At 73.2% G+C, this 14665-nt stretch carries 13 protein-coding genes; 10 read left to right on the top strand and 3 right to left on the bottom strand.

Translation table 11 applies throughout. The features are described from left to right. Window positions 1–15: 15 nt before the first annotated feature. Complete coding sequence (locus WHN02_RS12515) at window positions 16–717, bottom strand: Crp/Fnr family transcriptional regulator (protein ID WP_434743462.1); 702 nt, start codon at window positions 715–717, stop codon at window positions 16–18. 313 nt (window positions 718–1030) lie between these two features. Between WHN02_RS12515 and WHN02_RS12510 the strand changes: the two genes are divergently transcribed. The 8 genes from WHN02_RS12510 to WHN02_RS12475 all read left to right on the top strand — a co-directional run bounded on the left by WHN02_RS12510 (window position 1031) and on the right by WHN02_RS12475 (window position 10112). After that, window positions 1031–2071, top strand: a complete 1041-nt coding sequence (locus WHN02_RS12510) for an Hsp70 family protein (RefSeq protein WP_434743461.1) — start codon at window positions 1031–1033, stop codon at window positions 2069–2071. Then, complete coding sequence (locus WHN02_RS12505; RefSeq protein WP_434743460.1) at window positions 2068–2859, top strand: TRAFAC clade GTPase domain-containing protein; 792 nt, start codon at window positions 2068–2070, stop codon at window positions 2857–2859. Before WHN02_RS12510 ends, WHN02_RS12505 begins: the two co-directional genes overlap by 4 nt. Before the next feature lie 10 nt (window positions 2860–2869). After that, complete coding sequence (locus WHN02_RS12500; RefSeq protein WP_434743459.1) at window positions 2870–3955, top strand: hypothetical protein; 1086 nt, start codon at window positions 2870–2872, stop codon at window positions 3953–3955. Continuing rightward, window positions 3952–5202: a hypothetical protein gene (locus tag WHN02_RS12495; protein ID WP_434743458.1), complete on the top strand. Its 1251-nt coding sequence runs from the start codon at window positions 3952–3954 to the stop codon at window positions 5200–5202. Before WHN02_RS12500 ends, WHN02_RS12495 begins: the two co-directional genes overlap by 4 nt. Continuing rightward, on the top strand, window positions 5199–7055 hold the full coding sequence (locus WHN02_RS12490; RefSeq protein ID WP_434743457.1) for a dynamin family protein: 1857 nt from the start codon (window positions 5199–5201) through the stop codon (window positions 7053–7055). The genes WHN02_RS12495 and WHN02_RS12490 overlap by 4 nt, the downstream gene beginning before the upstream one ends. Next, entirely contained in the window at window positions 7045–8502 is a 1458-nt protein-coding gene (locus WHN02_RS12485; protein ID WP_434743456.1) for a dynamin family protein, read from the top strand. Before WHN02_RS12490 ends, WHN02_RS12485 begins: the two co-directional genes overlap by 11 nt. 37 nt (window positions 8503–8539) lie before the next feature. After that, window positions 8540–9130 (top strand): Pycsar system effector family protein, encoded by a 591-nt coding sequence (locus WHN02_RS12480; protein WP_434743455.1) that lies wholly within the window; start codon window positions 8540–8542, stop codon window positions 9128–9130. Window positions 9131–9407: 277 nt separating this feature from the next. After that, on the top strand, window positions 9408–10112 hold the full coding sequence (locus WHN02_RS12475) for a YoaK family protein (RefSeq protein ID WP_434743454.1): 705 nt from the start codon (window positions 9408–9410) through the stop codon (window positions 10110–10112). A 72-nt stretch (window positions 10113–10184) separates the two neighbouring features. On the opposite strand, the gene WHN02_RS12470 is transcribed toward WHN02_RS12475, so the two are convergent. Both WHN02_RS12470 and WHN02_RS12465 read right to left on the bottom strand, forming a co-directional pair. Beyond that, window positions 10185–11720, bottom strand: a complete 1536-nt coding sequence (locus WHN02_RS12470; RefSeq protein WP_434743453.1) for a class I SAM-dependent methyltransferase — start codon at window positions 11718–11720, stop codon at window positions 10185–10187. Window positions 11721–11785: 65 nt separating this feature from the next. Continuing rightward, window positions 11786–12448 (bottom strand): M23 family metallopeptidase, encoded by a 663-nt coding sequence (locus WHN02_RS12465; protein ID WP_434743936.1) that lies wholly within the window; start codon window positions 12446–12448, stop codon window positions 11786–11788. Between the two features lie 68 nt (window positions 12449–12516). Here WHN02_RS12465 and WHN02_RS12460 point away from each other — a divergent pair, with 68 nt between their 5' ends. Together WHN02_RS12460 and WHN02_RS12455 are read left to right on the top strand one after the other, a co-directional pair. Next, on the top strand, window positions 12517–13812 hold the full coding sequence (locus WHN02_RS12460) for a VWA domain-containing protein (protein ID WP_434743452.1): 1296 nt from the start codon (window positions 12517–12519) through the stop codon (window positions 13810–13812). Then, complete coding sequence (locus WHN02_RS12455; protein ID WP_434743451.1) at window positions 13809–14603, top strand: peptidase; 795 nt, start codon at window positions 13809–13811, stop codon at window positions 14601–14603. The genes WHN02_RS12460 and WHN02_RS12455 overlap by 4 nt, the downstream gene beginning before the upstream one ends. Window positions 14604–14665: the final 62 nt, after the last annotated feature.

Here is a 14665-nt window from a genome sequence, read left to right as displayed (position 1 = left end):
GAGGACCGGACGGGCTCAGGCCGGTGGAACGGGTGCGGACGGGTCGATGTCGCCCCGGACCACGAGCCTCCGGTAGCCCGGGACCACCAGGCCCCGTCGGCGCAGGACCGCCATGGCCCGCTGGACGCTGGGCACCGAGACGCCCGCCATCGCGGCGAGTTCGGCCTGACTGAGCGGCACGTCGATCAGTCGTCCCTCGGCGACCGGCCGACCGTAGACCTCCGACAGGTAGGTCAGGAGTCGGGCCAGTCGGACCTCGGCGGCGGAGCCCCCGGCGTCCACCCGCAGCCGGGTCGCCTGACGGAGCTTGGCGACGATGCTGCGCCGTACCGCGTGATCCGCGGCCGGATGGGTGGCCAGGTAACTGTCGAAGGCACCCCGCCCCACGGACCGGACCACCGTGGGGGCGCACGCCACGACGGTGGCGGATCGACGGCCCCCGTCGAGCGCTGCGAACTCCCCGACGATGTCGCCCGGCACCCGTACGGCCAGGAGGGTGGTCCGGCCGTCGTAGGTGTCGCCGGAGACCTTGGTGCATCCCTCGACGATGACGAAGACGTCGTCGCCGACGTCGCCCTCCCGGATCAGGGCGTCGCCACGAGCGAGTCGGCGGGGAGTGCCGACGGCCAGCAGGTCCTGTCGATCCGGCTCCCCGAGGACCGACAGGAGGGTCCCGGCCGGCCAGGACCGGACCGGACGTCGACCGATCTCGACCATCTCGCGTCCCCATCGCTGCGACTGGCGGTGTCGAGCTTCGATGCTAGGACGCCGCGCCCCGGCGGGGCAGGTCCGGTTGGTGCCGGCCGGCTGACGGACGGCGACCGCCGGATGCGTTCGGTCATCGCGCCACGCCACGACGTCGTCCACAGTGGCCCACTTTCCGGCTGACGGGGGTGCGACCGGGGGGTCGACGGGTACGCCACCGAGCGTAGGTGTGGCCGTTCGGGCCGATCCCATCATCTGATGTCCTCTCCGGCGGGATTCCAGGGCTTGATGTCCTCGTGGCCGGTACGCGCCGACGGGAGGCACGATGACGACAGTCGCGGCGATCGACGTCGGGAACACCACCACAGTGGTGGCCGGCCCGGACGGGGTGTCCCGGTTCCCCTCGGTCGTGTGGATCGACCCCACCGGGGCAGCCCGCACCGGGGACACCGCAGGTGACCGGCATCGCGTCGAACTCCTGCCGGTGCGTGCCCTCACCGCCGCCCGGTCGACCCGGCTGGCCGGTCGATCGGTACCGACCGAGGACCTCGCCGCCGTACTCCTGCACCGGGCGTGGCGGCTCGCGCTCGCCGGGCGGCCCCATCCGACCGTGACCGACGCCGTCCTCACCCATCCGGGGCACTGGCACACCGACGAGGTCGGCGCGCTGCGCCGGGCCGCAGACCGGGCCGGGATACCGTCGCCACGGTTCGTGCCGGCTCCGGTGGCCGCCGTCGGCGGCTGCCGAGCCGAGCTGCCGGTCCGGCCCGGGGACCTCGTCGGGGTCCTCGACGTGGGCGGTCGCACCGCCTCCGGTGCTGTGGTGGTGGCCGCCGGGTCGGCGCCCCGGGTGGTCGCCGCCACCGAACCCGACCTGGTGGGCGGGGCTGACCTCGACGACGCCCTGCGGCGGTTGGTGCACGAGCACGCAGACGTTCGGGGGGACACCGGCGGGACCTCCCCGGACGGGCCGGAGGTGACCCGGTGGCGCGAGCACCTCTCCGACGCCACCACCGTGCAGGTCACCCGCCCGGAGTGGCCCGAACCGCTCCTGGTCACCCGTCGGGAGTTCGACGAGCGGGTCGAGCCCACCCTGCACGCCGTCGCCGCCCTGGTGGACCAGGCCGTCGACCTCGCCGGGACCTCGGTCGACCGGCTGGCGGTGGTGCTGCTCGTCGGCGGGGTCGCCGCCACACCGGCCCTGTCGGACCTGGTCGCGGAACGCCTCGGCCGGTTGCCGGTGCGGGCGGCCGACCCGGCCCTGGCCGTCGCGCTCGGGGCCCGGGGTGTGGTGCCCACCCCCCGTCCCCGACGGACCACCGAGTACGACCCGTTCGACCTGGCCGACCTCGGGGAGCTGCCATGAGGATCGTGATGCTCGGTCACAGCGGGGCCGGCAAGACCAGCTACATGGCGTCGATGTACGCCCTCATGAACCGGGGAGTCGACGGGTTCCGGGTGGTCGCCGAAGCCGACGACGACCGGATGCTGCGGGAGACTGCGGGGGCGATCCGGCGGGGCCGTTACCCGTACGCCTCGGCCCAGCGCGGCAGCTTCGACCTGGTCCTGCGCTATGCCGGAGCGGACGTGCTCCCCTTCACCTGGGTCGACTACCGGGGGGCGACCCTGACCGAGCGGGTACGGACCAGCCGGGCCGCCCGGGACCTGCACGCCGACCTCGACTCCGCCAGCGGGATCCTGCTCTTCCACGACGCCCGGGGGCTGCTGACCGACCCGGCCGCACCCCGGAACGTGGCCGCCTTCACCGGGCTGCTGCACCGGGCGCTGGACGCCCGCCGGGATCGGCTGACCCCGCTGGCCATCGTGGTGACGAAGGCCGACCTGGTGGACTTCCACACCCCGGCGGTGCGGGCCCGGCTCCGGGACCCGTTCACGCCGATCATCGATGCGGTCTCCCGGACGCTGCACGTCCAGGGCGCGTTCATGCTGGTCAGCTGCGGCCCTCTGGCGATCGGCGTACGGGTTCCGGCGCTCTGGATGCTCCACCTCGGAATCCTCAACCGGGCGTTGGAGCCGGCCTCCCCGGAAGCGACGACACCCGGGGCCGACCAGGGCGAGACGGCCCGGATCCGCTCCCTGGTCGAGCCGGCCGAACGCCTCGGTGACCTGCTCACCCACGTTCAGCGCTTCTGATCCTCCGACGATGTGGAAGGACACCACCATGCCGGACATCCCCACTGTCGACATCACCATGTTGGGCCCGTCGAGATCCGGGAAGACGGTGTTCCTGCACGCGATGTACGCCACCCTCGCGGCCGGTGTCGACGGCTACTACCTGCTCACCGTCGATCCGGACATCGGGCTGGACCTGATGGACGCCTGGGAGGACATGACACAGGGGGTGAAGACCCCGGAACCCTCGGACGACCGCCCGATCACCTACGAGTTCCACTTCAAGGAGGGGTTCGACAGGCTCGCCCGGATCGTGCTCCAGGACTTCCGGGGCGGAGCGCTGCGGGCGCGTCAGCACGAGAACGACGCCCGTCCGCTCCGGGACCGGCTGGCCGTCTCGCAGAGCATCTACATCGTCCTCGACGGTGAGGACCTGGCCACCTGGCTGGGCCGACCGGAGGGGACGCCGCCGGACCGGATCCTGGAGCTCCAGCGCATCCACGAGCACCTCCAGCGGGCCGTCGACGACCGCCGGGCACACGACGACACGGCGCTTCCCTCCTTCGTCATCCTGATCACGAAGATGGACCTCCTGGACGACATCCCCGGGATGGACCGACGGACCGCGCTGCGCCGGATCCCCGGCCTGCTCCGCGAACCGCTCAGCACCCTCTTCGGTCCGGGGGTGACCACCCTGATCTGCCCGGTCACCGTCGGCGAGCTGGGCACCCGCGCCGATCCGCAGCTCCACGAGGGGGCCGTCCGACCCCAGGGGGTGGACCGTCCCCTGGCCTTCTCCCTGCGCAGCCTCCACGACCAGGCGCTGCTTCACCAGGGGCGAGAGCTACGCGACGCCGAGGACGACCACCTGACCAGGTCGACGCGGCTCGACGAGGCACGGAAGGGCTTCTTCCGCCGGCTCTGGAACGCCGAGGAGATCGGCGTCCAGCAGCGGAAGCTCGACGCGGCCGGCACCGACCTCGACGGTCGACGTCGGGCCTACCAGGAGTTCGTCTCGCTCGCCGACCGGCTTCGGGCCCGGGTCGGGAACCTGCCCGTCATCCGCGACGGAGTGGTCACCAGGTACCTGGCCGGCGACCGGATCGAGGGACCGTGACCGATCACCCGACCCCCGACTGGTCACCCGTCGTCTTCGGCCGGACCCGGCACGCCGACGCCTGGTGGCGCGCCGTCCCGGCCGGACTGACCGGGGTGGACTGGTTGACCGACGTCGTGCACGCGACGGTCAACAACGGCAGGCGGATCGACGACGGCCCCCGCTTCGCCCTGGCGCAGGTCGACGCCGGGGTCCTCGTCGGTGTCGCCTGCCGGGCCACCGAACTCAGCGAGGAGTTCGGTGAGCAGGCCGGGCGGCGGCTGTACACCTTCGTCGGGTGGGTCGGACCGGTCCGGGCGGCAGCGCAGATCCCACCCCTGTCGGCGTGGCGCGACCGGTGGCGGGACTGGACCCGGACGACGTACCACGACTGGCTGCGGATCGACTGGGACCGCCCGGCCCGGACTCTCCACACTCCGCACGAGAGCACACCGGGCCTGCCCGGATGGGTCACCGGCCCGCCCTCGGTCGGCACTGCGGAGGCGACGGCGCCCGCCGCTCCGACACCGGCGTCGAGGGGGACCGTGTGGCTGCTCCCGGCCGGGCACGCCGACGCCGGTTGGGAGACCGTACGACGGGGTGCCGGCCCGGCCGTCCACGTCGTGGCGGGGGACCACCGTCGTAACGTCCTGCTCGACGGCGTCACCCACGTCTACGCCGGGGACGTCCCCGAACCACACCGCCACCCGACCCCGACCGAACCGGCCACAGAACCGCACCGCGACCCGGCACCTCCCCCGGCCGCCGCCGAACCGCACCGTGACCCGCCCCCGGCGGTCGGGTCGCCACCGGTCGAGGCCCGGCCGTCCATCCGACCCGCCCCGCAGTCCGCCGCCGCCGACGACTCCGAGGAGCAGGTCGAGAAGGCCACCGGGTCGGAGACCGGCGGACGTCGCCACATCATCCACCGGATCCCCGGACTGGGTTGGATCGCCGACCGACTCCGGCTCCCGACGTCCGACACCGCCCGGTCGGACGGTTCGGAACGGTCGAAGGTGGAGCAACTGGGTGACACCACCGTCCACTACCGGGCGGCACACCGGGAGACCGCCTCCCGGGCCGGGACACCGGACCTCCCTCCGGCGCTGCGTCGGGCCGGAGGAGCAGACCCGGCGGTGGAACGGGTGTCCCGGGCCGAGAAGACCTCGCTGCGGCGGGCGTCCCGACCGCCGGTCGAGGCCGTCCCGATGGACGAGTTCTTCACCGAGGAGGAGTTCCGCGGGCGTACCAGAGGAGAAGAGCGATGAGCACCAGTCCCCCTCCCGACCGGCACCCCCTCGGGCCGGCGGTGGCACGGTACTGCGCCGACGTGACCGAGGCCCTCGGGGAGGAGGTGCCCGAGGCGACCCGGACGGCGATCCGGGCGGCGACCGGTCGCCTGGTCGGCGACCACACCAGCGTCATCGTGGTAGGCGAGCAGAAACGCGGCAAGAGCTCCCTGATCAACGCGCTGCTCGGCGCGGACGGCCTGATGCCCGAAGATGTCGACGTCGCCACGACGGTCCACGTCGCGGTGCGTCACGCTCCGAAGCTGTCGGCCCTGGCCTGGTTCCGGGACGCCACCGAACCGCAGCCGATCAAGCTGTCCGAACTGTCCGCGTACGCGGCCGTCGACCCCGAGTCCCGGCGACCCCGCCACCCGGACGTCGTCGCCGTGACCGTCGATCACCCCGCCGACCTGCTGACCGGCGGGCTCGAACTGATCGACACCCCGGGTGTCGGCGGGCTGGACTCCGGGCACGCCCGGCTCACCATGACCGCGCTCGACCGGGCGGACCTGCTCGTCTTCGTGACCAGTGGGGCCAGTGAGATGACCGCCTCGGAGTTGCGGTTCCTCACCGAGGCGACCGAACGGATCGCCATTGTGCTTTTCGTCCTGGCCCAGATCGACAAGTATCCGAACTGGTCACGGACCCTGGAACGCAACCGGGAACTCCTCGCCGGACACGCCCCCCGGTTCGTGACCGCGCCCTGGTTCCCGGTCAGCAGCGTCCGGTGGTGGGACGGCGTCGAGGCCGAGGAGCGGGGAGAGCACGACACCGCCCGCGAGCGCAGGCACGACAGCGGCCTCCCCGACCTGGTCGCCGCCCTGGCCGACGCGGCGGCCCGGGGATCCCAGGTCCGGCTGGGCAACGCGCTCCACGTGGCCCGCAACGAGGTGGACGGGGTGGTCGCCCGGTCCTCGCGGCTGCTGCGCCGGCTCAGCCGGGACCCGGGCGTGGAGGCCGAGGTCGCCGACCTGACCCGGCAGCTCGCGGCGCTGGAGTCCAGCGGTGCCGCCTGGCGGACCACGGTGCGGACCCGGACCAGGGAGCTGGGGGAACGTCTCCAACTCGGCTTCCAGCGCAGCCTCTCCGATCTGCGCACCCTTCTGGACAAGCGGATCGCCGAGGCCGAGCCGCTGGAGCTCAAGGAGATCCCGGCCGAGGTGGAGGCCGGTGTCCGCGCCCTCTGGGCGGACCTGGAGACGGAGACGGGGAAGTCCGTCCGGGGGGTCCTCGACGAGATCACCCAGGGCCTCGGTACGCCGGGACTGGAGACGACCGGCACCGATCTGGTCCTGCCGGAGCGCCTCCGTCGACTCCCCGCGATGGTCGTCGGGAGACAGGACAACCGATCCGCCATCGACCACCTGGAACGTCTCTCCGGCTCGTACCGGACCGGGGCGTTGACAGCGACCCTGCTCGCCGTGGTCACCGGAGGCGTGGCGATCCCCCTGATGGTGGGGGTCCTGATCACCGGGGAGGCCATGTTCAACAGGTTGCGGCGGGACCAGACGACCCGGTCGGTGACCGACGTGACCCGCCACGTCGCCCGGGTCGTCTCCGACCTCGGAGTGGAGGGGCCGGTCGAGATCCGGCGGGTGGTCGACCTGGTCGACAGGTCCCTCGTCGCGCACGTCACCACCCAGCTCACCACCGAACGGGCGCAGTTGCGGGCGGAGCTGACCGAGCAGGAGCAACTGGTGGCCGCCGACGACCGCCGGGTGGAGAGGCGGCGTGCCGAGCTACAGGACCGGGTCGACCGGCTCACCGCCCTCTCCGGCCGGGGCGCGGAGCTTCAGGTACGGCTGGAGGGGGACCTCGGCGGTGCACCCTGACCTGTCGGGCCGGGTCCGGGAGCTGTGTGCCCGGACCCGGCCGGCTCTGTCCCCCGGCCCGGCCGCCACGGCGCTCGACGTGGTGGCCCGGCGGCTCGCCGAGCCGGTCCTGCGGATCGCGGTCGGCGGTCGGCTCAAGGCCGGGAAGTCCACGCTCGTCAACGCCGTGCTGGGCCAGTCCCTGGCGGCGACCGCCACCACCGAGTGCACGACGGTCGTCGCCCGGTTCCGCGCCGGACCGCAGAACCGCGTCGAGGTACGACTCCGCGACGGGACGAGCAGGACCGTCCCGGCCCGGCGGGGTGGTGGGGTTCCCGAGACCGTGGCGGAGCTCGGAGCACCCCGGGAGTCGATCACGGAACTCGTGGTGGAGGCGGTCAACGACCGGCTCGCCGACAGCCACGTCCTGGTCGACACCCCGGGCCTGGACTCCCTCACCGGGCTCGACGGGGTGTCGATGGCCGCCCTCGCCGGGGCGGACGCCCTGCTCTACGTCATGCCCCACCCCGGGCAGGGTGACCGGGAGGCGCTGCGGGCGTTGCGAGGCACGGCGACCGGCTGGTGGACCGCCGGGACCGCGTTGGGGGTGCTCAGTCGCATCGACGAACTCGGCACCGGCCGGGACCCGTGGTCCGACGCGCGTCGCCTCGCCGAGGCCTATGCGAGACGGATGCGCGGGCTGGTGGCCACCGTGACACCCGTCCACGGGCTGCTCGCCGAGACGGCGGTCTGTGGGGAGTTCACCGAGGAGCACGCCCGGCAGGTGCACACCCTTCGTCGACTCGACGGGCCGACCCGGGAGGCCCTGCTCTACTCGTACGACACGTTCCTGTCCGGGACGTCCCTCCCGATCGACCGGACGGCCCGCGTCCACCTGTTGGCGCTGCTGGGAATGTACGGCCTGCGGGAGGTGGCGGCCCTGCCCGGACCTCCCGCCCTCGGTGCTGTCACCCTCCGGGCACACCTGCGTCGGCTGTCGGGGCTGGACGGCCTGCTCGCCGAGATCCAGCACCGGTTCGTCGACCGGGCCGACCGGTTGCGGGCCGCCACCGCCATCGACGCGCTGTCCCGGCTGCGGGTACCGCTGACCGACGCCCGTGGTGCGGCGGCCCTGGCCGAACTGCGGGCACAGGTGCGGGCGGTGGCCCGGACCCCGCAGCTTCGGCAGGTGGCCCTCGGGGCGGCGTCGACGGACCTGGCCGGGAACGGGTCGTGGCTGTCACCGGAGGACGAGAGCGCCCTCGTCGCGCTCACCACCGGCGCGGACCCCGGGTCCTGCCTGCGGGTTCCCGGGGCGTCGCCGGACACGATCCGGGCGGCGGCGGATCGGGAGATCCTGCGGTGGCGGGGACACGAGGACGCCCACGACGGCGTCGTACGCCGACACGCACGCCTCGCCCGCGAGTACGCCGAGGCGCTCTTCTTCGCCTCGGACGCCATCGTCTGATGGCGCCCGTACCCGGGATGTCGGGTTCCCTGAGCCCATGCGGATGCCACCCCTCGTCCTCCGGGCGCTGCACACCCTGCACCGTCCCGATACCGGGCCGGACCGACCGGAGCGGACGCTCACCCCGTTCGAGGAACTCCAGGTCGCCATGAACGTCACCGCCTCCTTCCAGACCGCCATCCAGCAGGCCGACGCGAAGGCCGGGATGCTCATCGCGGTGCACACCGGACTCCTGGCGCTGGTGGCTGCCACCACCGACGACACGGTGCGTCGGCTCGTCCTCGGCGACGGCCCCACCTCGTGGGCGGCCGCAGCGGCCTGGACGGCGCTGGCGGTGTTCACCGCCGCCACCGTCGCGGGCGGGACGTTCCTGTTCCAGACCGTCCGTCCCCGCCTGTCGCCGCCGGGTCCGGAGAACCGCTTCGCGTTCCCCTCGCTACGCCCCGGCGGTCAGCCCGTCGCGGCCCAGACCGCCGCACAGCTCTGCACCCAGGCCTGGCAGCACGCCGCGACGGTCGCCGAGATCGCGTTGACCAAACACCGGCACATCCGCCGGGCGTTGCGCTGCCTGCCGGTGATGCTCCTGAGCGGTGTGCCGCTGCTCTGGCTCGCCCCGCCGCCCGGGTGACGGGACCACACGACTGCGGTGACGGGACCGGACGACTGCGGTGACGGGGCCGGACCACGGCGGTGACCTGGGCCACAAGGGCCCGCACGCCCCGCCCACGCCCCCTGTCCGACCTGCGTAAACTCTGCGCGGGGCGAGCGGATGCCAGAGCTCACGAGGCGTCGGCACGCTCGCCCTGCCCGCTCTGCGTCCCGGCGGAGTCCCCCGCCGCCCCGCGCCCGGCACGGTCGTCGCGGCGGGGCGGATCCCGTCCGCCGACGAGCCCCTCGGAAGGGTCATGACCAAGAAGTACGACGCGTCGCTGCTGATGCTGACGGTGGCGACGGGAGCGATCGACGGGGTCAGCTTCCTCGCCCTGGATCAGGTCTTCACCGGCAACATGACCGGGAACGTGTTGTTCATCGGGTTCGGCCTGGCCGGCGTCTCCGACCTGCCGGTGCTCAACAACCTGGTGGCCCTGCTCGCGTTCATGCTCGGCGCGGTCCTGGCGGCCCGGTTGACCCGGGGTGCGTCCGGGCCCGCGAAGCTGCCCCGGTCGGCCCTGGTGATCCTGGTCGTCAACACCGTGCTCACCTTCGTCCTGGCCGGGATCTGGCTGGTCACCGGGGACCCGGGGACCGTGGCGATGCTGTTCGTCACCGGACTGCTGGCCCTGGTGCTGGGTGCCCAGGCCGCGGCCGTCCGGCACATCGGCATCCGGGACCTCTCCACAGTCGTGGTGACCATGACGATGGTGAACCTCTCCGCCGACAGCCGGGCGGCCGGCGGCGAGGGGGCGGCCTGGGCCCGCCGGGTCGGGGCGATCGTCACGATGGGGCTCGGCGCGTTGATCTCGGCGCTGCTGGTGCTGCGGGTCAACGGCGCGGTGGCCCTGCTCGCCTCGGCGGTGCTGATGGCTGTCGGTACGGCGATGGTGGCGCTGGTCCGTCGGCACGAGGTCCGGGCCGCCGCCCGGGTCGAGGACGCCCAGCCGAGCACCTGAGCGGTCATTCCACCGGAGCGCGGAGCCGCCCCTCGACGGCGAACCGGTCGTCCGACCGCCGCCCCGTCCCCGTCAGGTGTTGAGCGGACGGCGGGCCACCAGCAGGACGTGGGTGACGGGCCAGTCCACCGGGTCCCCGACCGGGGTGGTGAGGGTGGCGACCGGGGCGAGCCGGTTGGTGACGATCCAGTCGTTACGGACCGCCGTGCTCACCGGGTCGACCTCGAAGCCGACGTCGGTCAGCAGGCCCTTCCAGTCGGCGTACTCCAGGCCACAGAACTGCTCCTGGGTCTCCGACAGCCAGTTGTCCGTGTAGTCCTTGCGGGTCAGGAAGTCCATCGCCGCACCGAGGGTCAGCTCCACCACCCCGTCGGCCACCGGGCGGTGGTCGACGGCGAACCGGTGGTCCACCGCGAACTGGTCCAGCCGGGCCCGGGTGGACAGCCCGGCGACGTACGCGGCGGCCTCCGCCGATCCCGCCGCCGCCAGGTCGGTACGGGGCCGACCGGGGTCGACCCCGTCGGTGGTGGCCAACCGTAGGTGGACCGTCCGGTCCCGCCCGTCCGGCCCGCACACGTCACTGTTGATCCAGACCCCACCGGGCACCGTGTGGTCGTAGATGGCCTGGACGAACCGGCGCAGGGAGGCCATCTGCTCGCCGTACGACCAGATCTCGTGGGTCAACGCGAAGGTCATCGTGGTGTCCACCGAGCGGGGGGCGAACACCGCCCCGCCGAGGACGTTGCGGCGGTAGAAGAAGACGTTCGGGTTGACGAAGAACCCCTGCGCCTTCTTGTGCACACACTCCTCGTGGAGGTGCCGGGCGACCTCGACGCCGATCAGGTCGCTCTCCCGCAGGGCCGGTTCCCGGTCGGCGAGTTCCAGCACCGCGCCCGCCCCGCAGCCGATGTCCACGATCCGGCCCGGCCGGACGTGTTCGCGTACGGTGTCCCACTTGCGCTGGGCGGCCCCCGCGAACGCCTCGGCGTACGTCCGGTAGTCACGGGTGGCGGTCAGCCCGCCCTCGTCGCCCACCACCGGGTCGTTGACCACCGAGCGGACCAAGTCGTCGAGCCGGTAGCGGGCGTACAGGTCGACCGTCGCCGGGTGGGCCAGGTCCCGCCACGACGGGTCGTCGGCGGCCAGCCGCAGCAGTACGTCCCACGGCCTGGCGGGCGTCGGCTCGACCTCGGCCTCCACCCCGGCGATGGCGAAGCCGAGCCCCTCGTACATCGCGGCGACCTCGGGCGTGGAGCAGGCGACCACGGTGTCGGCCGGGGTCAGCTCCAATCCGGTGGCCGCCGCCACCGTCTTCACAGTCACCTCGGCGAACCGGTCGGTGGGGGTGGTGTCGAAGACCGGTACGACCACCGACCGCAGGCCGGTGAGGACGCTGAACCGCTCGATGGCCGCCTCCCGCCGGTGGTACGGGACCGGGTTGCGCCGGGTGTTCTCGTGGTTCGCCGAGGTGACCGCCCACACCACGGTCACCAGGTCGTCCGCGTCGGTCACCGCACCGTCACCGGGGGTGGCTAGCCGCTGCAGGTACCCGGCCTGGAAGCGGGTCAGCAGGTGATGGCGACCGGGAAAGAGCAGGTAGCGGGGCATGTCATGTTCCTAGCCGATGCCCTGACGGAACGGGGCGGCAGGGTCCCCACCGACTGATGGCGCAGTCAGTCGGGGCAGTTGCGGCTGGTGAGCCGGACGGTGTACTCGGCGTCGTCGTGGGTGATGCCCGACGGTCGGCCGTCGAACCAGGTCTCCACCTTCGCCCAGCCCCGGCGCTGTTCGTAGTGCAGGTGCGGGGCGCCGGAGTTGCCGGTGCTGCCCAGCCGCCCGATCTGCTCGCCCTGCTCGACCCGCTGCCCCTCGGACACCAGCGGCGGTTCGAGCAGGTGCAGGTACTGCGTCTCCCACCGGCCACCGTGATCGATCTTCACCCAGTAGCCGCCGCCCCGGCCCCGTGGCCCGTCCGGGTCCTCGGGGGTACGCCCACCCAGCGACCCGTTGATCCCCGCCACCGTGACGGTGCCGGCGGCCGAGGCGAGCACCGGCCGCCCCCACGACTCCCCCTCGGTGGGGAAGAAGTCGACGTCGAAGTCGTCGTGTCCGGGATAGGTGCCCAGTTGCCAGGTCTCGCCGCAGGCCACCGGCATCTGGAAGAGCGGACGCGGGCCGGGGGAGAGCAGTCGGGGCACCAGCACCACGGCACCGGCGGCCAGGATCCCGACCACCCCGAGGGCGAGGAGCAGTCGCAGGAGGCCACGGCGGGTACGGCGGCGGCGGGACGGGCCGGTGGTCACCCAGCCGAGGATGTCAGATCCCCACCCGGGCACCGGCCCGGGGTGGGTCCGGAACGTACCCGGGTCGTCTTCCGAAGTGGACACGACCTACACTCCGCCCGGTGATCAACAAGAGACGATCAACAGCCGTCGTGGTCGGGCTGCTGGTGGCGGCGGTGTTGACCGGTCCGGTACCGGCCCTCGCGAACGAGCCACCGGCGGAGCCCGCCGAGCCACCCAAGGTCGAGTTGGTGCTCGACGTCAGCGGCTCGATGGCGGCCAAGGACATCGACGGGCGAAGCCGGATCTCGGTGGCCCAACAGGCCTTCAACGAGGTGGTCGACGCGCTGCCCGAGACCACCCAGCTCGGCATCCGGGTGCTCGGCGCGACCTACCGGGGTGAGGACAAGGCACGCGGCTGCCGGGACACCCAGCAGATCGTCCCGGTCGCCCCGGTGAACCGGACGGCGGCCAAGGCCGCCGTGGCGGACCTGCGGCCCACCGGGTTCACCCCGGTCGGGTTGGCCCTGCGCGAGGCGGCCAAGGACCTCGGCACCGGAACGACGGTCCGGCGGATCGTGCTGATCACCGACGGTGAGGACACCTGCGCACCCCCGGACCCCTGCGAGGTGGCCCGGGAACTGGCCGCCCAGGGCACGAAACTGGTCGTCGACACCCTCGGCCTGGCCCCCGACGAGAAGGTCCGTCGGCAGCTGCTCTGCATCGCCGCGGCCACCGGCGGTACGTACACCGCCGCACAGAGCGCCGACGAGTTGACCACCCGGATCAAACAACTGGTGGACCGGGCGGAGGACACGTACACGGCGGCCCCCACCGTGGTCGGCGGCACGTCGGTCTGCGACGCGGCACCGCTGCTGGGTCCCGGGGTCTACAGCGACCGTGAGGAGTTCTCCGAGCACCGCTGGTACCGGGTGCCGGTCCGCCCCGGGCAGGAACTGCGCGCCTCGGTCAGCGTGGCGCTGGACCGCCCGGTCAACCCGGACTACGCGGTCCTGCTGCGCGCCACCACCGGCGACGGCCGGGAACTGGTCCGCGGGGTGGACGCCGGCAGCGGCCGCACCGACGTGGTCTCCGCCGGTCTGCGCTGGTCGGCCGCGGAGGACCGGACGATCGGGGTGACCCCGGAACCGGACGCCTCCACCGCCGTCGCGCCCACCGTCGTCTGCCTGGTGGTGAGCAACGCCTTCGCCCCCCAGCGGGGCACCCGGACCACGCCGGGCCTGCCGGTCGAGCTGACCGTCGACGTGGTCGCGTCCTCCCCCGCCCCGGCCGCCCCGGACCTCGGGCGGGGCTGGGTGCTGCTGATCCTGTTGACCGTGGCCGGACTGGTCACCGGGCTGGTCAGCGGTCTGCTGACCCGCTGGTGGTTCGCCACCTGGAGGGACACGACCCGATGAAGAGCACGATCATCCGTACCGGCGCGGCGGTGACCCTGGCCGGGCTGACCCTGCTGACCCTTCCGGCCCCGGCGTCGGCCGCGCCCACCCCGTCGCCGGGCGCGACGCCGGTGACCCGCGCCGGTACGTCGTTCTTGACCGCCACCCCCATCGCCGCCGGGCAACCGGTCCGGATGGACGCCGCCGTCGGTGACTACCTGTACTGGTCGTTCTCGGCCGTCGCCGGCGAACGACACGTGGTCACCGCGACGGTGTCGTCCCCGAAGGCCCGCAGTGGGGCGTCGACCTGGAAGGTGGAGGTCTTCGACGGGCTCCGCCGCCGACAGTCCTGCACCGACGGAGCACAGGCCCCCCGGGTCGACGCCACCACCGACGTCACCCTCGGGTGCACGCTGCGCCAGGTCCGGTCCTGGGCCGAGCCCTGGTCGGCGGATCCCCTCCCGGGGACGTACTACCTCCGGCTGTCGGTGACCGACCTGCCCGAGGCCGACCTCGGTCAACCGATCGAGGTGGAGCTCCTGCTCGGGGCGACCGGCGCGGGCTCCCGCGACGACGGGGAACTGAAGGCACCGCTGGTGCCCGACACCCGGGCCGGCACGGTGCTCGACGCCGAGCCGACGGCGCAGCCGGCCGAACCGGACGACTCCGGCTGGTTCGACATCGACTTCGGCTGGGTTCCCGACCTCGGGTCGCGGTGGATCTGGAGTGCGGTCGGGGGAATCCTCGCCGCTGTCGCCGGGGTGATCGGTTTCGGCCTTACCCGCCGTCCCCGCCGTCCTCGCAGGCCATGACGGGTGGCGGTGGACGCCGTCGACGGAAGGCGTCCACCGCCCGACACCCGACCTCCGGGGCG

The sequence above is a fragment of the Micromonospora sp. SH-82 genome, from assembly GCF_051132485.1.
Taxonomy (GTDB): Bacteria; Actinomycetota; Actinomycetes; order Mycobacteriales; family Micromonosporaceae; genus Micromonospora.
The sequence above is the reverse complement of the archived record's forward strand: the minus strand, read 5'-3'. Positions and strand labels throughout refer to the sequence as shown.